Genomic DNA, 19,987 nt, shown 5'->3' with positions numbered 1-19,987 from the left:
CTAATTATATTCTTTAATTATAAGAAAAACAGCACGGGATGTCCATTGAGGAGGAGTTTATAACCTCTGATTGTGAATCAGACTGCTTTACGATAAAAGGAGATTAGTCCTGCGGCAAAAAAGACAATCAAGCTCCCTCCCACTATCATCATCAGTGTCTCTAAAGGCAGATTAAAGGCACCAAATCCGTCATCACCATAAGGACTCATGGCCAACATCGGCTGTACCCAAGGATAGTAGGGGCCGTAGGTTGAAGAATTAGCGATCAGTATATTGGGAATAGTCAGACTCACATTCAGCGCCAGCGGTGCGCCGAAGCTGCTCCAGCTTTGCGAGATCGCCAGCTGCAATGCGGCGAGTGGTAGGCAGGCTACAAAGCCGCCAAATACTGATTTTAGCAGCAGCGCCCAAGGGATTGGATCTGGAGCCCCACGGAACAAGCCCATTCCCAGCACCATAACGAGGAACGTTATTTGCACAGCAGCCAGCAATCCGATGATCATCACATATTTTGAGAGATACACCGACAACCGGGTTACAGGCAGAGACAACAATAGCTTCCAGCCACCGTCATGATGCTCATAACGACAGATCAGGGCCGCAAAAATGCCTGAAAGCACAGGCAGAAACAGCAAAGCATGCATCATTGACATCACACTTAACAGCAGCTCCCAAGTTATCTTCTCGCCTTGATTATCCGATAACAATCCGGGAACCAGTGATAAAACCGGACTTCCTATGACTAAAAGCCAAACATATGATTTAGACATTTTTAATCGCTCTGAGGATAATACTCTCCAAAATGACTTCATCTTAATCCACATCCTTTCGAGCGAAATGCACTGCACCCGGCAAAAACACCAGCATTCCCAGCAGCAGACCCGCACCGCTGAACAAGAGGCGATTAGAGGAGTCCCACGCCAAATATGGCCATGTTAAAGGCACCCACTCCGAAAGGAACATGGAGAAAAATGACGTCAAGGATAATGTGATCCCCAGGGCAACCGGCAGTGTCTGATTACGATTAGCCAGGGAAAGCCACAGCTGTAGCGCGATGACCGGCAGAGCCGCAATATAGGACATAAAGCCAATTCTGAGTACATCCACATAAGGAATAAGATCAGCTTTGAAGCCCAAAATAAGCCCTAAAACAACTATCCCCACTGAGAGCAACAAGCAGGAAACTGCCACTAGCAGCAGACAGAGCATTAACTTAGCCATAAACACTGAGGTACGAGAGATAGGCAGTGCCAAGAGCTGCTTCCATGAACTCATCTGATGTTCGACATTTGCAATCAGCGAGCATACTAAAGTGCCGCCCAGAAAAAGAGCTGTGGGCACAAACCCGGACACATTATCCAGAAGTCCTCCCCATAAATCCGCGCTATACTGCTGACGCAGATAATCATAACGAAGGCCAAAGTTAAGGCCCTGCATGGATACTAGACCAATCGGTCCTAGAAACACTAGAAACCAAATTCCTTTGCCGCGGATTTTAAGCCAATCCGCTGACAACGCCCGCCACATCATGATTCCCCGCCTCCCACAACCTGTAGGAAGAAGTCCTCAAGCGATTGTCTCCGCTCCTCTACACGATAGACAGCGTGCCCATTCTCTACCAAAGCCTTGACTAGCAGCGCTACTCTTGCATCGTTCATTCTTGAAAAAATCAGTTTTTGCTCTTGTAGTGTCCCTTCATACCCCCGGCCTCCAGCGAGACGTAACGCAGACTCTGGTTCCGAAACCGCAAGGCGTATCTCGCCAGCAGCCTGTTGTTGCAGATTAGCTATTGTATCTTGGTATACCATTTGCCCTTGGCGAATAATACCCACGGTATCTGCCATTTGTTCAATTTCACTAAGCAGGTGACTGGATACTACAACCGTAATTCCTTGCTCCTGTGGCAAACGTTTGATAAGCCCACGAATTTCCTGAATCCCTGACGGGTCGAGTCCGTTCGTTGGCTCGTCCAGAATAAGCAGCTCTGGATTCCCTAGCAAGGCAGCTGCGATACCAAGTCTCTGCTTCATCCCGAGGGAGAACCCTTTGACCGGACGTCTCTCTTCCCCGGTTAGAGAAACAATATCTAGCACCTCAGCGATTCGTGACTTCGGAACATCCAGAATGCGGCGGATCGCTTCGAGATTGTCCACAGCACTCAGATGCCCATAATACGAGGGGGATTCGACAAGCGACCCTACCTTCCGTAAAATTTGCAGCTTATTCTTCCGAAGATCCTGGCCGAACACTTCAATTTTTCCAGATGTCGGTGTAATTAGGCCAAGCAGCATACGGATTGTTGTAGTTTTCCCAGCTCCGTTGGGACCCAGAAAACCATAAATCTCTCCCTTACGGATATTTAAATTCAAATTTTCTACCGCAGCCCGGCCACGATATTTTTTCAATAAATCCTTAGTTTTAATCACTGTTTCTTCCATGTTCTTCACCTCGGTATACAGCATAACGTCCCAAGGTTAAGAACAAGGAAGTGCCAAGTTTAAGTTTTGTTTAAATTTCACGATGCGGATCAAAGATTACAATAGAAGTGCCTTTGCCTGTGCTCTCCACAACCCATTCCAGCTCCATATGCTTCATCAAAAGATCGACGATAGACAATCCCAAACCTGCCCCCTTGTAATCGGATGGACTCTGAATGCCTCGACCATGATCCGCAATAATTATGGCACGTTGTTCATTACGTTGCTCCGTTGAGATCCCGACATAATGCCCGCTGCTGGCATGTCGTACAATGTTTTGATACAAATTATCGAGAATACGGCGGAACCAGACCTCATCCACCCTCCAGAATAGCGGTTCGGCTTCCAGGTTAATATCAATGTCGAAGCCCTCTTTTTCCCATACGGGGTACCAAGCAGCCGCACTCTCCCGTAACAAGCGTAGAACATCTTTACGTTCCAGCTTTAAGGTTACCCGTCCACTATTGAGCAGATTGTAAGATAAAAGATTCTCGATCAGGACGCTAAGATCCGCAATACGCTCATCCATAAGCTGTAAGGACTGCTTACCTTTTGAGGTCAGATCCTCTTTGGTCATAACATGGATATGGCTGCGAATGACGGTTAGAGGTGTGCGTAAATCGTGAGATAAATTCGAGACTAGACGCTTACGCAACTCTTCCTCTTCTATTTCCCTGCGTCGGCTTTCATCCAGTTTGGTTACCATCGTATTAAAAGCTTCCTCCAGGCGACCGATCTCGTCCAGTTTGCCTGTCACTATAGACTTAGGCATTCTATCCGGGCCTGTAATCGTCATCGCGGTTTGCAGTTGCAGCAGCCGTTTGCGAATTTTTCTAAAGAACATCCACGAAACCAGAGCGAACCCTCCAAAAAGGGTAAATAACACAAAGTTATACCAAGCCCAAGCCCCTAATCCCCCATAAGCCCCTTTGTTCAGCAGCTTGCTTGGAATTTGCATCACCATAAATCCCTTGTCTGCCTCCACTTTGTCCCCCACGAAAGCAACGATGGCTAAAGGATCACGATTCGTACTTTCTTTCATAAATGAAATAGCCTCAGCCGCAGTCCACTGATCAGGAACTTCAGGGTAAATCTTATCCTTATCCCCTTCTTCAGGCGTGAGAATCAACTGGGTTTTTCCCTGCGCGTCTACCCAAAACATAGTAGCCTCGGTGTATTTTCGACTCAATTCAATCAGCCGCTGATTTATGGCTTCCGAAGAAGCATTTTCTAAGTGAAGTGCCTCTTTATGCCACATAGTCTCCAGCGGTGCAATATTCGAATACAGGGATGTATCTACAGGCGGGGCACCTTTGGTCACTTCGTTAAGAATATTGTAGCCAACAAAAGACAACGGAAGGACCACAGGGATAAATAGCAGTGCAGATACGATAATTAGCAAATACCCTGATAACAAGGAGGAATTACGTTTCTTGCGAATGCGCTCTAATCCTCTCATGCTCTTACCCGGTAGCCGATCCCACGGACAGTTTCGATAATTTCCGGATTACCCGGATCAAGCTCCAGCTTTTCGCGCAAATAACGAATATGTACCATCAGAGTTTTATCCCCTTCGATATAAGCCTCACCCCACACGGCCTCGTAGATCTGCTCCTTCGTCATAATTTGGTTAAGATGACGCAGCAAATAGGAAAAAATCTGAAATTGCTTACCTGTAAGCATGATTTCTTCCTGAGTCTGAGCATTCATTACGCGGTTATCCCCTTCATATACGACTAGATGTTTAAGTGTGAGCGAATCCTGAACAGATGCCCCATTCCTTCGGAGCAGCACCTCAATTCGAGCGGCCAATTCATCCGGATGAAAAGGCTTGGTCAAATAATCATCTGCGAACTCCAAACCTTGCAGCTTATCATCAATAGAGGTCCGGGCGGAAAGCATCAAAATGGGCAGCTTAGGGTAAGAACGTTTCAAACGTTGCCCGATCGTAAACCCGTCCAGACCTGGTAGCATAACATCGAGAATAGCCAGTTGGCAGGCGCCGGCTTCTTCCATTGCTCCTTCGCCGCTCCGTAACCAGCGGACACTATATCCTCTTTCGCTTAAATCAGCAGACACTACACTGCCAATTTCACGATCATCTTCAATATATAACAGAGTAACGCTCATGTAGCTTTAGCTCCTCCCCGATATGAATACCTAAAAAGTTGAAGTCATTATAACACATCAAACAGCCCTCCTACCCCATATGGGATAGGAGGGCTGTTTGATCAATTCAAAGCTATAGCTTACGGCTGCCATACTCCATGCTCTTTATTGCTGCCTACATACTCAATACGTGTTGGAGTAAGCTCCAAAATTACATAATTAGGATCATCAGGTCCTGTAAACCATGGCTCCAGCTCTTTATTCCATACCTTGGAGCGCAAGCCTTCATCCTTAGAGACGGTAGCAGTTGCTTCAATCTCCAGCACATCTTTGCTTCCGCCTGCCTCATAGCCAAGCAGTACAAAAGCATTCGGATTATCGGATAACTCCTCCACTTTATGAGTTTTGCGATTTGTAGCCAAATAAATTCTCAAACCCTCATGGAAAATGGCCATATAACGTACTTTCGGCTTATTTCCTTCTTCGATCGTACCAAAGGAACCGAACTTGTTGTCATCCAATGCCTTAATAATGAGTTGCTCCAGTTGTTTGTTATCCATTACGTAAATCTCTCCCTTCAAGCATGTAAACAAAAGTTTATATATCCAAGCTCACCGTTTGGATTTATCATAACAATGGTGCTTATTATAATGTACCCTTCAGGTTCACATTGAATCCGACCTTACCTCATAAACTACTTCAAGATAAGGAGCTTACTTCGTGAAAAAACTGATTTGGATCGGCTGTCTTTCCTACTTCGTTATCGGTCTGGCACATGTTGTGCTGGGATCTATTCTGCCCGTTCTACTGCAACATTATGATCAAAATTATAGTGCTGGCGGTGAATTAATCTTTAGTCAATTCGCTGGTTTTTTAGCAGGTGTGTTGGTCTCTCCCCTGCTTAATCGCCGCTTCGGAAAACGTGGAGGCATCCTCATTGCCACCAGTCTTCTACTAGTTGCAGAAATTGCCTACGCCTTTCTACCGCCTTGGGGCTGGATGTATGTTATCGCTGTTGCCGCAGGTTTTGGTTTCGGGATGATCGAAGCGGTTATCGGCACCATTATTATTGGTGCTGTAACCGAAGGAACTGCTATTGCAATGAGCCGGCTTGAAGTGCTATTCGGGATAGGCGCACTCGTGATGCCGCTTATCGCCAGTCCGCTCATTGCTGCCGGAGCGTGGAGATTGGCCTTTCTAATCGTCGCTGCCTTCTCCTTAATTTCTCTTATCCTCTGGACAAGAGGGCATTTCGGTAATCTACAACGAATGCTGGATGAACGCGCCTCTGTCCAAGGAGCAGACAATTCGCAATCCTCAAGCTCACGTTCTAACAAAAAATTTCCGTATAAAGGTAAGCAATGGATTCTGTTAGGGATCTTCATCGTTTTCTTTTTTCTTTATGTAGGCACAGAGATGAGTTTAGTCAACTTTATGCCGGCTATCTTTATTGCCAAGCTAGGGATGACGGAGTCTGCCGCAGCACTGACAGTCACTTTCTTTTGGCTGGCGATGTCTACAGGAAGATTGTTTGCGGGTGTAATTGCCGAAAAAATATCTTATCGCGTGTACATTCTCAGCAGCTGTTTACTAACCTTGTTACTGCTGGCACTCTTTCCGTTCACTGACAATCGAATGGCTGCTTTCATTGTAATTCTGCTGCTGGGGCTGTTTATGTCCGGTATTTTCTCCATTGCTTTAGTCTACTCCAGCAAAATGCTGCCTTGCACCGAAGAGTCAACACCCAGCATTATGATTGCTTCCGGAGGTGTTGGCGGTGCTTTGCTACCTCTGTTTATGGGCTGGTCTATGGACCATTTAGAAGTGGCACAAACAGCCGGATTACTGGCCGCTTTTGCCGCCTTCTTGTTTCTGCTAAGCATTGCCGCATGGAGGTTCCAGTCCATGCAAGCGTTGAAAGGAAAGAGTTCCCGTATTTAGAACAGTATCAACGTTATCCTTTTAGGGTAATGTGATCTATAAGCATATTCTGAGCACAAGGATGGACGATGAATGAATGAGTCTTCAACTGAGCCTTTGTTACATACTGCGCTCATGCAGTTTATATTTCCCTTTTCTATAAAAAAGGGCGATTCTAAGCAGCTTATCCAGCAATTACAGGACGACGGCTTCACACGTTTTTTTCTGGATAATAAAGAGCTTGAAGCTGCCTATTACGGAGATGGCTACTGTGTTTCCCATGAACGTATGGAGCGCACCTATTTACCGTTTGCTGCACATGTCCTTTTTCCACGCAGGAAGGATGCCGACTCGTTTCGCCGTTTTTCCAGAGTAAATAATCTCGACTGCATTCTGGAGATTCCGCAGCAATCTATATTTTTCAAAATTCTCTCGACGGATATATTCATATGTCCTTTTCAGCTTGGATTCGTGACGATACGTGTCCAGCTGGAGGGGGATTCAATTCCCTTTAGTATTGCCCTAGAATTCGCGGATCGTTTCCGTGCGCTAGAGAATACCTTCATACAGGATGATTACACTTATATTCATTGCGGGGAACAGACCTATGAGATGGTAGAGGATTTTGTCTTCCGAAATTTGGTGGATGGACTGGAGCCATATCTGGATCAATCGGATATCAATGGGGCTTATTTCGAGACCCTTCCTTTTTTCGTAGATGAAAGAATGCAGGTGCAAGCTTTTTATGGCTTTCAGAATGAAGAAAGCTCTGATGAGATTAGTGTAAATCTGCGCTATCGCGCCTCACAGCTTGATGGAATTGATCTCAACGGAAAGCCCTATGCCAGTGCCAGCGATCCAGCGTATATTGCGAACTATTGTCATGAACACTCCTATAATCGCTGGGGTCCAGACACGTATTATATGATGAATGAGCAGACCTTTTGCTGCATGACCCGCGCTGAACAGGAGATTGCTGTTAGTCTAGCCAACCAGATGTACGGGCAATATTATTACGGATTTTTACTCAATATTTTCCATAAAATCGTTCTGCTAAAGCTCGCCAATATGCACTCCCGACTTCGGATTAATCATGATTATGAGGAAATAGACAATCTAATCTACTCCATCAATAAGTTCTCGGCAAAGTTCTACTTCTTGGAGTTGATTTCCCAGTCGCAGGGCCGGGAGATATTTCTTCAGCTGCGTAAAGTATACGGAAACGATGCTTTGTTCGAGGAAGTGAAAGAAACCTTAAATGACCTGTTTCAGTATCAGGATAAGTTTCAGTCCAAGCGACGGGATAATCTGCTGATGATTCTCACTGTATTTACGGTAGTAAGCGGGATTTACGGCATGAATCAGGTCATTGACGATCTGGATGGAAAGATTCAATGGAGTAAAATGATTGGTTATTCTCCCTTTGAATTTCTTGCCCTCTTCGTGATCATGAGCGGGATTCTGATCAGCGTTGTCCTCACGCTAGGGGCGCTGGTTAGTGAGCTTAAACGGCGTCACCGCAAGAAATATAAAGATCTAGACTAGCAAAAAAGAAACTACTGGATTGGAAAAATTCAGGAGTGCACTACTAGACATTCCGAGTACAGCCGTCTATAATACACCGTATGCGAGAAATATAAGATATAAAGTATGGGTACAAAACTTATGCTTACTTATATTGCACATAGAAATACCCGTTAACTTCATAGAACCAGGGGTGCTGGAATTGGCCGGCTGAGATTGTATCCCACAAGATACTGACCCTTATACCTGATCTGGATAATGCCAGCGTAGGAATCGCCAATTGGTTCTGGTCCCTGTGACCTTAACTAACCTTGCGCCAAGCCAGCGTCCCGATCACTCGGGGCGCTTTTTTTGTAAGATCACTAAAAGATGTAGAAAAACGTACATACTACACTTTACGGTTCATGTTGTGAAGACGGGATTCTTGTAACCTTAAAGGAGAGAAGAAGACATGCACCTTAAAAAAGCACATACGTTGTGCCTCACCTGTGTACTCATTCTTGCCATTGCCGGATGCGGCAGCAACACTGGGAATACAGCCGGAAACAAAGCAAATGCTACTGATCCAACTGCTGCGGCTGGGACGGATGCTCCAAAAGAGCTCACCAAAGTTAAAGTCGCACTCGACTGGACACCGAACACAAATCATACCGGTCTATACGTAGCTAAGGATCTTGGTTACTACGCTGAAGAAGGTCTGGACGTCGAGATCGTTCAGCCAGGCGCAGCGGGTTCTGATACTATGGTTACTTCTGGCGAAGCCGCATTTGGCATCAGCGCCCAAGAAGGATTAACACTAGCCCGTCTACAAGGCGTACCCCTTGTCTCGATAGCAGCTATTATTCAGCATAATACGTCGGGATTCGCTGCTCCAGTAGATCGCAATATTAAATCACCAAAGGATTTCGAAGGTAAAACCTACGGAGGCTGGGGCTCACCGGCGGAAGAAGCAGCCATGAAAGCTATCATGGATCCTGAAGGTGGCGATGTGAAAAAGGTGAAGCTGATCAGTATCGGTGAAGCTGATTATTTTACCGCCGTCAAACGTGACATTGATTTCGCCTGGATTTTCTACGCTTGGACTGGTGTTGAGGCTGAGTTGCGTGGCGAGCCATTGGATATGCTGTACTTAAAGGATTATGCGCCGCAGCTCGATTATTACACGCCTGTGCTGACGACGAGTGAGAAGCAAATTGCAGATCATCCTGATCTGGTGAAGGCCTTCATGAAAGCCACATCAAAAGGTTATCAATATGCCATTGATCATCCGGAAGAGGCTGCCGGTATGTTATCAAAGGCCGTTCCTGACCTGGACGCCGACCTTGTCCTAGCTAGTCAAAAATGGCTTAGCCCAAAATACAAGGACGATGCTGCCCGCTGGGGCGAGCAAAAAACCGAGGTCTGGCAGAATTATGGCGACTGGATGTACGATCTGAAGTTGCTGGATAAACCGCTGGATGCTGCTAGTGCATTCAGTAATGATTTTTTACCGGCGGAGTAGAGAGCGGACTTCAGAACCAAGAAGGTTGGACGTTACTTGAGGAAGGAGGAACGGAGCGTAGTGATGTGCTACGTGAGTACCGGACTTCCCAAGTTCGTTCAAGATTCGACGTCGAGTTTGCTTCCTGAATTACTTCGTTATCAAAGTTGGCTTTTTGAACTTACCTTATAATTTAAGAGTTCAAAAAGACGGCTTTCAGAACCAAGAAGGTTGGACGTTACTTGAGGAAGGAGGAACGGAGCGTAGTGATGTGCTACGTGAGTACCGGACTTCCCAAGTTCGTTCAAGATTCGATGTCGAGTTTGCTTCCTGAGTTACTTCGTTATCAAAGTTGGCTTTTTGAACTTACCTTATAATTTAAGAGTTCAAAAAGACGGCTTTCAGAACCAAGAAGGTTGGACGTTACTTGAGGAAGGAGGAACGGAGCGTAGTGATGTGCTACGTGAGTACCGGACTTCCCAAGTTCGTTCAAGATTCGACGTCGAGTTTGCTTCCTGAATTACTTCGTTATCAAAGTTGGCTTTTTGAACTTACCTTATAATTTAAGAGTTCAAAAAGTCAGCTTTCAGAACCAAGAAGGTTGGACGTTACTTGAGGAAGGAGGAACGGAGCGTAGTGATGTGCTACGTGAGTACCGGACTTCCCAAGTTCGTTCAAGATTCGATGTCGAGTTTGCTTCCTGAATTACTTCGTTATCAAAGTTGGCTTTTTGAACTTACCATATAAAATGAGAGGATTGATTATTGTGGCTAACACCCTACTAAGCATTCAAGTAATTCCAAAAACTCCGAACAATGAGGATTCCATCCCATACGTAGATAAAGCGATTGAGGTCATTCAAAAATCCGGTGTTAAACATCAGGTGAATCCGCTGGAAACCACAATGGAAGGTGAGCTTAGCGAGCTGCTGGAGGTTGTGCGTCAGATGCAAGAGGCGTTGATCGAAGCAGGCAGTCCAAGCGTAATTTCGCAGATCAAAATCGCTCATAATCCTAACGGAATCAGCATGGATAAATTGACGGAGAAATATCGGCCGTGAGATCGACCTGGAAGCTAATATGGCCGCCCCTTGTGGCGGTCGTCTTCTTTTTAACCGTATGGCAGCTATCTGTATCTGTATTTCATATTGAATCCTGGATTCTGCCGAGTCCTGCTGATATTGCCCGTGAATCCACCAGTAACGCTTCTGGTCTTTGGGCTCATACGATGGCTACGCTGCGGCTCACTTTAATTGGTTTTCCCATCGGTACGGGGGTAGGTCTGATCGTCGCTTTGCTTTTGCATCTTTTGCCTTGGGCTAGACGGGCTTTTTATCCACTCATTATTCTGAGTCAAAATGTTCCCTCCATCGCGCTCGGCCCCCTGCTCATTATCTGGTTCGGCTTTGGTCTTTTGCCCAAAATCGTGCTGATTACACTAGTATGTTTCTTCCCTGTAGCTGTCGCTGCGATGGGCGGCCTGGCCCAAAGTGATCAGGTCATGATGAATTATATGAAAATGGCTGGCGCAAGCAAGTGGCAAATCTTTACCAAGCTGGAGCTGCCCTCTTCTATCCCGGCACTATTTTCCGGTGTAAAAATATCTGCTACTTATGCGGTTATGGGCGCCGTGGTCGCTGAATGGATTGGCGCGGATAAGGGTATTGGCTATTATATGCTTCTGCAGAAATCCGCTTATCGTACGGATCGGATGTTTGTCGCTATTGTTATTATTGTACTTTTAAGTCTTGTACTCTTTGCTATTATTGCATTGCTGGAAAAATGGCTGGTTCGCTGGAAGCCGCGCCGTAACTCATAGAAAGGAAGATGCCTGTATGTCTCAAGCGATGCAAATGCAACACAGAACAACAGAAGTCACCAGCTCTCCTGAAGCTCATACCGCGGCACCCGCCCTTGAAGTGAGCGGCATCTCCAAATCTTTTTTCCATCGTCGCCGTGAGACAAAAGTTCTGAATAATGTCTCTCTCAAGGTAGAGCAACAAGAATTCGTTTCGATCGTTGGTCCTTCCGGCTGCGGAAAAAGCACCTTATTCCATATGATTGGCGGCCTTGTGAAACCCGATGCAGGCACGATCCGCATGAACGGTAAGGTCGTTACAGGTCAACGCGGTGAAATTAGTTATATGCCGCAGCAGCCTGCTCTTTTTCCTTGGCGTACGATTGAGGATAATGTGCTGCTTGCTGGGGAGATCAAGGGCGCACTGCGGGATGGAGCCCGCGAGGAAGCACGCCAGTGGCTTGCCAAGGTTGGGTTAAGCGGGTTCGAACATGCTTATCCGCATATGCTGTCTGGCGGGATGCAGCAGCGTGCAGCTTTTCTCAGAGCATTACTCGCTCCGCAGGAGCTAATGTTGCTGGATGAACCTTTCAGCGCACTCGATGCACTAACTCGCAGTGAAATGCAGCGCTGGCTGCTTGAGCTGTGGGAAGAGAATCGCCGCTCTGTGCTGTTCATTACTCACAACATCGAAGAAGCGTTGCTGCTCTCTAATCGTATCTATGTATTTTCCGGCCGCCCCGGCTCCATCCTGCATACAGTCGATGTGCCGTTTCCGCGGCCACGCCGTGATGAGATTACGGACTCTCCCGAGTTCCTTAAGCTCAAACGCCAGTTGTCACAGTGGATGCGAGAGGAACAAGCTAAAAATAGGCAGCCGCTAGCTTAATCGCTAAGCACTGTAAACTGATATCGCTGGTATAGCGGTGTCAGTTATTTATTTGCAGCGATAAATTCCCTAACATATTTACAATTGGTGCGGATGTATCTGCTCATTTAACAAATTTCACTCATCATAGTAGGGATCACATTAAATGTGTGGCGAAAACGGCCTCCGTGTTGGTAATGGATAGTAACCGGGTTGGGCTGGGGACATTTACGGGATTTATACCGTTGATTTGTTTCGTTGGGCCGGATTCGGCTCATTCTACGGGATTTATACCGTTGATTTGCTTCGTCGGACCGGATTCGGCTCATTCTGCGGGATTTATACCGTTGATTTGCTGCTTCGGGCCAGGTTCGGCTCATTCTACGGGATTTATACCGTTGATTTGCTTCGTCGGACCGGATACGGCTCATTCTACGGGATATATACCGTTGATTTGCTGCTTTGGGCCAGATTCGGCTCATTCTACGGGATTTTTACCGTTAATTTGCTGCGTCGGGCCGGACTCGGCTCATTCTACGGGATTTATACCGTTGATTTGTTTCGTCGGGCCGGACTCGGCTCATTCTGCGGGATTTATACCGTTGATTTGTTTCGTCGGGCCAGATTCGGCTCATTCTACGGGATTTATACCGTTGATTTGCTGCTTCGGGCCGGATACGGCTCATTCTGCGGGATTTATACCGTTGATTTGCTTCGTCGGGCCGGACTCGGCTCATTCTACGGGATTTATACCGTTGATTTGCTGCGTCGGGCCGGATTCGGCTCATTCTACGGGTTTTTTACCGCTGATTTGCTTCGTCGGGCCGGACTTAGCAAATTCTACGGGATTTATACCGTTGATTTGCTGCTTCGGGCCGGACTCAGCTCATTCTACGGGATTTATACCGTTGATTTGCTGCGTCGGGCCGGATTCGACTCATTCTACGGGATTTATACCGTTGATTTGCTGCTTCGGGCCAGATTCGGCTCATTCTACGGGATTTATACCGTTGATTTGCTGCTTCGGGCCGGATTCGGCTCATTCTGCGGGATTTATACCGTTGATTTGTTTCGTCGGACCGGATTCGGCTCATTCTACGGGATTTATACCGTTGATTTGCTGCGTCGGGCTGGATCCCAGTAATTCTAAGGCATTTTTGCCTTTCTTTTGCCTCTTCGGGCGGAATTCCAGTGACTCAAGGGAATTTATCCCCTTATTGTACCCCTTTAGCTTTTAGCTTGAATTAAATACGAGGCTATGGCATCAACCAGAATCGGTGTTGTTTATTATTATTAATTTGTTTAAAGGTCACAACTATAGTCGCACTTACATTCTACTCGCTACTCTTACACTTACTCCCACTACTCACTTTTACTCCTACTCCTTACCTCAATCCCACTACTCACTTTTACTCCTACTCCCTACCTCAATCCCACTACTCACTTTTACTCCTACTCCTTACCTCAATCCTACTACTCACTTTTACTCCTACTCCTTACCTCAATCCCACTACTTACTCTTGCCCCTACTCCTTACCTCAATCCTACTACTCACTTTTACTCCTACTCCTTACCTCAATCCCACTACTTACTCTTGCCCCTACTCCTTACCTCAATCCCACTACTTACTCTTGCCCCTACTCCTTACCTCACTCCCACTAACCACTATTACTCTTCCCCCTACTCCTCACCTCACTCCCACTAACCACTATTACTCTTCCCCTTACTCCTTACTTCCTACTCTCACACCTGCCTCCTCTTCCTCTCACACCAACCGAACCAAAAAAGGCCCCCATAAACGAGGCCTTTTCTTCATTTCTTAATCATAGCTCGGAACACGAATTTGGGCAGAACTGCCTGTCTGCGCCATCGCGACTTTTGTCCCTTCGCAACTGGAGCGAACAAAAGTCGATGCAACCACTCCAGATTGAGTTTTTTCCATAGCGCTGGTGCAGGAGTAACTTTTCCCGCTATTACATCCAAGCTGCCCCCCACGCCAAAAACAACTTTTACCTGCGTAAGCTCCTGTTTGTGCTTATATACCCATTTGTCAGAGTATGGCGCCCCCATCGCAACGATCAGAAAATCCGGCTGTGCACGCTGAATCTCTGCTACAATGGCAGGCTCCTCTTCCTTGGTAAGAAAACCATTATGTCTTCCTGCAATCTTCACATTCGAATATAACTCCGTGATCTTTTCGACCGCTTTACAACTGGTAAGCTCATCTGTTCCCAAGAAATAAAAACTCCATCCCAAGCTATTTCCTTGCTCCAAAAGCTCAAGAAGCAGCTCATATCCAGTTACCCTCTCAGCAATAGGATCGCCTTTTCTTTTTGAAGCCATCACAATGCCAATCCCGTCAGGAGTGATTAAATCCGCTTCTTGAAGTATGGTTCGTAGCAACTCGTCCGATTGACTTGTTATCGTAATTTCCGGGTTAGCCGTGATCAAATGGAAAAGTTTCGGTTCTCCGGATTGAATATGTTTTGTTAGATGAAGTGTTGTCTCATGTAGTGTTAGTTTTGAAAAGGGAACTCCTAATATTGAAACTGTCCCGTCCATATAATCACCTCTCACTAAAATTTCACTTCAATATACCTTACCATAATCAAGAGGAGGAAGGGGGGGCATTTAAGTTACTTAATCACTACAGCCACTCACCCAAACACTATAGCCACTTCAACCACCCGACCATTCCACCACCCTAGCCACCACAGCTACTACGCTACTACAGCCACTACGCTACTACAGCCACTATAGTCCACCATAGCTTCACCTCATAATAACCATTTCACTCCCTCCGCCACCTCTCCAGCCACCACAGCTACTACGCTACTGCAGCCACTACAATCCACCATAGCCACTTCACCTCACAATAACCACTTCACTCCCTCCGCCACCTCTCCAACCACCCCAGCCACTAACCACTACACTCAACCACTAACTCACCCTATAGCTCCATTCACTCCTCCATAAACTTCCACCACTCTACTAACCAAGGTTCATCGATCCCCCGCATGCGGAATTCCTTTACAAGTATCTTCCGGAAACGTTTTTCCATTTTGACAAAGTTATTATCCTCTTGGTACATAGGGGCAAAGGATTCATCATCTCTAATAAAACTCCAAAAATCGCCCGCACACTCCGTAATCTTTCGTCCGACAGTCGTTTGTTTGGCTACAGGTACCAGCCATTTGTCGTAGGGGTAGGGATAACCTTCAATAGTAATGGCACAGCGTAATGCTTCTTTATAAAGAGAAACCGCTAAAAATAAAATAGGAAAGGCATCGCCACGCACTACAGGATTATCTAAGCTTTTGGCATAACTTCTTAACTGTATGTATGAATTCTTACGAAATCTCATTAGAACTTCAGGTTGGAGGGGCACATAGGCATCAAAAAGTGACTTTACATCCAATCGGTCATAGTAGATATAAGAAACAGAAGCATTCCACAGCCATTCCATACTTCCGCTCATTAACGCCGCTTTGATTTCTGATATTTTATGCAGTGTGTAATGTCCGGACTTGCCGCTGGGAAGTCGTAAATCCATAAAAAAACTACTTTGCTCCGGGATCAACCCCGCTTGCTCGAACCGATGATTAATGCTGCTATAATACTCGTCCTGACAAATAATGATTACATCCACATCCGACTGCTCATCCACCACACCAAGTGCGGTCGATCCATCAAGGAGAATACTTACCCGCTGACTCTCCTCTTTCATTAACGGATGATTTAGAATTTCTTGCGTGATATACTGCCCAATTTCCTCTAACAATTCACTATGAAGCTGCGTCTTATCAGGTGTTAATAAAATATCCGACAACACTGATTTCACCATCTCAACCCCAACCTCCAATCAATCTCAATTTTTCAAAAAATAAAACGCTTACACCTAACCTAATATTTGGATAATGGAGTACCATTCTACACTCCTAATATATATCTTGCAAGGATAAATGAAGTACCCTTTTGCCTAAGCCTAAATATAATGAAGTATCTATTTACTTGGAAAGGGGTAAAAGCATGGCGCAGCCAAAAGTGATTGCTACAGTCCGCTCTGCCGGACCGATCGGAGATATAAAAGTAAATGTCGTCACGAATCGAGTATACTTTGTAAACCCAGACACCGAGGCTGGAACTATCGGGGTATTGGAGGGCAGAACTAATCGCATTATCGCTCGGATCCCTGTAGGAAGACTGCCGTCTCAGCTCGGAATCAACCCCCAAACCAACCGGATTTATGTACCTAACTTCCGTGACGAAAATGTCTCTGTCATAAACGGGCGGACAAACCAGGTAATCAAAACTGTCAAAGTAGGCCGATTCCCAGACAATATCGGAGTGAATGTTCTAACCAATCTGATTTATGTAACTAGCGCATTCGGAACCCTATTCGTCATAGACGGGAAAACAAATCAGGTCCGCAAAAAGATTGAAATCGGTGGACGCCCTTCCAGAATCGTTATCAATGAGCTTACAAACCGTGTCTATGTGACCAATACAGCAAATGATAGCGTCACCGTCATTAACGGAACTACACAGGCTATCATTGCGACAATAAAAGTCGGAAGTAACCCCGTGATAGCGCCAGCACTTAATAAAATTACCAATCGTATTTATGTCGCTAATAACTTAAGCCGGTTTCTTTCTGTGATCAATGGCCGAACCAACAAATTGTTGCGTAATGTACAGCTGGGACGTCTGCAAAGCGAGGTCGTTATAAATCCCCTGACGAACCGTATTTTTGTTTCAAGTGCACAAGTTGAAGGTAAAGGAAAGCTATTCGTCATCAATGGAAATAACAACAAAATCATTACAACAAAGGTTCTTCCTACTTCCTCCAACATAACCATTAATCCGAATACAAATCATTTATTTGTTGGTAATTTCGATAAAAATCATATGTCCGTTTATAACGCCACCACGTTTAAACGGCTCGCAAGATTCCCCTCTGTATCAGGCAGTACTGTGCTAAACCCGCTCACAAATAGAATTTATGTAGGTGGAAACGACTCCATAACGGTCATTCAGGATGGACCAAGACTCACTCAGAGCTCTATTTTTAATTAAGACAAAAAAGACGCCCACCACAGGTGAGCGTCTTTCTGCATAGCAAATTACATCGATCTAGCGGATGAAACTTGTTTAACAGCCACTTTTTCTTCGACTGTTTCTGTATCCTTAGGCTGTATCCCTCTTTTTATGAAGAAAGCTAGGATAAAGGCAATGATGGCTACGCCTACTGACACTAAGAACGCATCGTTAATTCCTTCGATCGTTGCTTTTGCGATGACTTGGTTTTGAATACCAAGCAATTGCTCTGCAGAAGGTTTAGCCGTTAATTTACTCACAGCTTCTGCTACCATATCTTTGACATGTGAAGTGGTACTGTTAGACATAATCGTTACAAGCAGCGCCCCGCCAATCGCTCCGGAGACTTGCTGAATCGTACTGTTCATGGCTGTACCATGCGGTATATATTTAGCCGGGATGGAGTTCAGACCATTGGTCATCACAGGCATCATAACCATTGAAATCCCGAACATTCTCACAGAATACAAAATCATAAGTGTCGAATATTTCGTTGTTTCAGTTAGATCACTAAAGAAATACGTACTGATCACTACGATAGCCAGACCCATTAACGCCAAGACTTTGCCGCCGAATTTATCGAACAATTTACCTGTGATTGGAGACATAACCCCCATAATCAACGCACCAGGCAACATTAGGAGTCCCGAATCCAGAGGTGAAATGCCTCTAATATTTTGCAGGTAAATCGGCATTAACATCATCGCTGAGAACATCGCCATATTCAGTGTAATCGAAATCGCTGAGGATAAAGCGAACATCGGATATTTGTACACTCTGAAGTTAAGCATAGGCTCCTTCATTCTCATCTGGCGCATTATGAATATCACTAAACCAATTACCCCGATAGAAAGGGTGGAGTAGACCATTGGATCATCCCATCCTTTATTCCCAGCGGAACTGAAGCCGTATAGAAGACCCCCGAACCCAATCGCTGATAGAACTACAGATAGAATATCGATTTTAATAGCCACATCTTTTTTAGGATCATGCAGTTTGAAGAAGGCAAGAATGAACACCAATACGGCGATAGGTGCAATCATAAAGAACAGCACAGGCCATTCATAATGCTGAATAATCCATCCTGACAGTGTAGGACCAATGGCTGGTGCAAAAATCATAACCAAACCAAACATCCCCATGGCCGAGCCGCGTTTTTCAGGTGGAAATGTGGTAAACAATACATTCATTAATAATGGCATCATAATTGCGGCCCCTGAGGCTTGGACCATTCTCGCAATCAATAATACAGGGAAACTTGGAGCAAAGCCTCCAATAAAGGTCCCTATTGCAAATAATCCAATGGCGATTAAGAATAATCGTCTCGCTGTATACTTTTGAATTAAAAAGGCCGTTGAAGGAATCATGATCCCGTTCACTAGCATATAACCCGTCGATAGCCACTGTACCGTTGAGGCACTGACATCAAAATCCTTCATAATCGATGGTAAAGCTATATTGAGTAGTGTATTACTTAGTAAAGCAACAAATGCACCAATCATAAGGATTGCCAAAATCCCATAGGACGCTTTACTTTCTTTCGTTTTCATTTTGGAATCCTCCATTCTATAATCATACCGTCGGTTCAAATTTGAACTTATGTTACAATGTAGAATATATTACTCTTATATTTACTGCTTGGCAAGTCAGAATTCATTTAAAAACTAAATTGTATTAAGTGGAAATATAAGCTAGTCTATTCTACGTGAAGTGTTTTTTTTGCACAAAAGAGTCCAGCTTAAAGGGGCACCTAAGATGATAAATAAACGGAAAGAGCAAGTGATTCAAAAAGCACATGAATTATTTATTGAAAAAGGCTACCACGCCACATCCATACAGGACATTCTGAATCACAGCCGGATCTCCAAAGGATCTTTTTATAATTATTTCCCTTCCAAAGGGGATCTCTTTAAAGCTGTATTCACCTCTATTCATGACCAGCTGGAAGAAGGCAGAAATGGCCTGCTCATTGGCCAGGACCCCTCTGACATTGATATATTCGCTAAACAAGTTCAACTGGTTATGAAAATCAATAAGAAAAATAAATTGTTGCAGCTGGTTGAAGATGCCCTGGTCTCCAATGATCCGGACTTAATTACGTTCATCAAAAAAACTAAATTCACCTTATTAACCTGGGTGCATGAACGTTTCCTGCATATATTTTCTGAAGATAAGAAGCCCTATCTACTGGATGGAGCCATCATTTTCACAGGCATCTTGCAACATATGCTGCAAATTAACAGTGCCATGAATGAAGTCATTACCTCTCAACAAATCATTAATTATTGCACTACTCTTATCCAGACGATTGTTGAGGATGTAAGCGAAAAGGGAATCCAACTTATCTCCCCCGATCATGTAGGGAAACTATTGCCTGTTGCTGAATACACTGATTTTTTTAATAATGATTTATCGTTTGCGACCGTGAGCTTAAAAAAAATCATAGATAAATCATTCGCCGCTGATGATCCTAACCTGTCCAATGCACTAAAGCTGTTATATTTTATCCAAGAAGAGATCATGAACAACAAGGAACCAAGAGAGTTCTTAATCGAAAGCGCCCTGCTCTCCTTGAAAATGTGCCCTCAATTTAATGAAACGAAGGAATTTGCGCATTATCAGACAGTGTTATCTGCAATGCTCTAAGCACAATCAAAGTATGGCTTCAATCGTTTAAGCGTATTCTAAACGCAAGGTACGAAACTAAAAGTGTGG

At 45.0% G+C, this 19,987-nt stretch carries 18 protein-coding genes and 1 riboswitch; of the genes, 9 read left to right on the top strand and 9 right to left on the bottom strand.

Annotated elements, in window-relative coordinates; all coding sequences use genetic code 11:
- Positions 1-77: 77 nt before the first annotated feature.
- From PODO_RS02110 to PODO_RS02085, 6 genes are all read right to left on the bottom strand, one after another.
- A complete protein-coding gene (locus PODO_RS02110) occupies positions 78-812 on the bottom strand; it encodes an ABC transporter permease (protein ID WP_038568457.1) in 735 nt (244 codons plus the stop codon).
- Position 813: 1 nt separating this feature from the next.
- Positions 814-1,530 (bottom strand): ABC transporter permease, encoded by a 717-nt coding sequence (locus PODO_RS02105; RefSeq protein WP_038568454.1) that lies wholly within the window; start codon positions 1,528-1,530, stop codon positions 814-816.
- On the bottom strand, positions 1,527-2,438 hold the full coding sequence (locus PODO_RS02100; RefSeq protein WP_038568451.1) for an ABC transporter ATP-binding protein: 912 nt from the start codon (positions 2,436-2,438) through the stop codon (positions 1,527-1,529). Before PODO_RS02100 ends, PODO_RS02105 begins: the two co-directional genes overlap by 4 nt.
- 70 nt (positions 2,439-2,508) lie before the next feature.
- Positions 2,509-3,936: a HAMP domain-containing sensor histidine kinase gene (locus tag PODO_RS02095; RefSeq protein WP_038568448.1), complete on the bottom strand. Its 1,428-nt coding sequence runs from the start codon at positions 3,934-3,936 to the stop codon at positions 2,509-2,511.
- Positions 3,933-4,607, bottom strand: coding sequence for a response regulator transcription factor (locus PODO_RS02090; protein WP_038568445.1), 675 nt, complete (start codon positions 4,605-4,607; stop codon positions 3,933-3,935). The genes PODO_RS02095 and PODO_RS02090 overlap by 4 nt, the downstream gene beginning before the upstream one ends.
- A 119-nt stretch (positions 4,608-4,726) precedes the next feature.
- Positions 4,727-5,146, bottom strand: a complete 420-nt coding sequence (locus PODO_RS02085; protein ID WP_038568443.1) for a pyridoxamine 5'-phosphate oxidase family protein — start codon at positions 5,144-5,146, stop codon at positions 4,727-4,729.
- 160 nt (positions 5,147-5,306) lie between these two features.
- Between PODO_RS02085 and PODO_RS02080 the strand changes: the two genes are divergently transcribed.
- The 7 genes from PODO_RS02080 to PODO_RS02050 all read left to right on the top strand — a co-directional run bounded on the left by PODO_RS02080 (position 5,307) and on the right by PODO_RS02050 (position 13,319).
- The gene (locus PODO_RS02080) at positions 5,307-6,527 is read left to right on the top strand and encodes an MFS transporter (protein ID WP_038568441.1); all 1,221 of its coding nucleotides are present in this window, start codon (positions 5,307-5,309) and stop codon (positions 6,525-6,527) included.
- A 72-nt stretch (positions 6,528-6,599) separates the two neighbouring features.
- Entirely contained in the window at positions 6,600-8,051 is a 1,452-nt protein-coding gene (locus PODO_RS02075) for a magnesium transporter CorA family protein (RefSeq protein WP_052096734.1), read from the top strand.
- 158 nt (positions 8,052-8,209) lie between these two features.
- A riboswitch (TPP riboswitch) is annotated at positions 8,210-8,320 on the top strand.
- Between the two features lie 161 nt (positions 8,321-8,481).
- Positions 8,482-9,531, top strand: coding sequence for an ABC transporter substrate-binding protein (locus tag PODO_RS02070; RefSeq protein WP_052096732.1), 1,050 nt, complete (start codon positions 8,482-8,484; stop codon positions 9,529-9,531).
- Positions 9,532-10,276: 745 nt separating this feature from the next.
- Positions 10,277-10,570, top strand: coding sequence for a thiamine-binding protein (locus PODO_RS02065; protein WP_036682688.1), 294 nt, complete (start codon positions 10,277-10,279; stop codon positions 10,568-10,570).
- Positions 10,567-11,328: an ABC transporter permease gene (locus tag PODO_RS02060; RefSeq protein ID WP_036682669.1), complete on the top strand. Its 762-nt coding sequence runs from the start codon at positions 10,567-10,569 to the stop codon at positions 11,326-11,328. Before PODO_RS02065 ends, PODO_RS02060 begins: the two co-directional genes overlap by 4 nt.
- A 34-nt stretch (positions 11,329-11,362) precedes the next feature.
- On the top strand, positions 11,363-12,196 hold the full coding sequence (locus PODO_RS02055) for an ABC transporter ATP-binding protein (RefSeq protein WP_038574047.1): 834 nt from the start codon (positions 11,363-11,365) through the stop codon (positions 12,194-12,196).
- 229 nt (positions 12,197-12,425) lie between these two features.
- Complete coding sequence (locus PODO_RS02050) at positions 12,426-13,319, top strand: hypothetical protein (RefSeq protein ID WP_038568438.1); 894 nt, start codon at positions 12,426-12,428, stop codon at positions 13,317-13,319.
- A 668-nt stretch (positions 13,320-13,987) separates the two neighbouring features.
- On the opposite strand, the gene PODO_RS02045 is transcribed toward PODO_RS02050, so the two are convergent.
- Together PODO_RS02045 and PODO_RS02040 are read right to left on the bottom strand one after the other, a co-directional pair.
- Positions 13,988-14,737, bottom strand: a complete 750-nt coding sequence (locus PODO_RS02045; protein WP_038568435.1) for a WecB/TagA/CpsF family glycosyltransferase — start codon at positions 14,735-14,737, stop codon at positions 13,988-13,990.
- A gap of 400 nt (positions 14,738-15,137) precedes the next feature.
- Positions 15,138-16,019: a nucleotidyltransferase domain-containing protein gene (locus PODO_RS02040; protein WP_038568432.1), complete on the bottom strand. Its 882-nt coding sequence runs from the start codon at positions 16,017-16,019 to the stop codon at positions 15,138-15,140.
- A gap of 185 nt (positions 16,020-16,204) precedes the next feature.
- Between PODO_RS02040 and PODO_RS02035 the strand changes: the two genes are divergently transcribed.
- Positions 16,205-17,251: a YncE family protein gene (locus PODO_RS02035; protein WP_051491257.1), complete on the top strand. Its 1,047-nt coding sequence runs from the start codon at positions 16,205-16,207 to the stop codon at positions 17,249-17,251.
- Between the two features lie 47 nt (positions 17,252-17,298).
- Here the strand turns inward: PODO_RS02035 and PODO_RS02030 are convergent, their stop codons facing one another.
- Positions 17,299-18,822: a DHA2 family efflux MFS transporter permease subunit gene (locus tag PODO_RS02030; RefSeq protein WP_038568430.1), complete on the bottom strand. Its 1,524-nt coding sequence runs from the start codon at positions 18,820-18,822 to the stop codon at positions 17,299-17,301.
- 205 nt (positions 18,823-19,027) lie between these two features.
- On the opposite strand from PODO_RS02030, the gene PODO_RS02025 reads away from it, so the two are divergent.
- On the top strand, positions 19,028-19,918 hold the full coding sequence (locus tag PODO_RS02025) for a TetR/AcrR family transcriptional regulator (RefSeq protein WP_235219480.1): 891 nt from the start codon (positions 19,028-19,030) through the stop codon (positions 19,916-19,918).
- Positions 19,919-19,987: the final 69 nt, after the last annotated feature.

Origin of the sequence: Paenibacillus odorifer (genome assembly GCF_000758725.1) — a bacterium.
GTDB lineage: Bacteria > Bacillota > Bacilli > Paenibacillales > Paenibacillaceae > Paenibacillus_AQ > Paenibacillus_AQ odorifer.
This window is presented reverse-complemented; position numbering and strand designations above follow the sequence as displayed.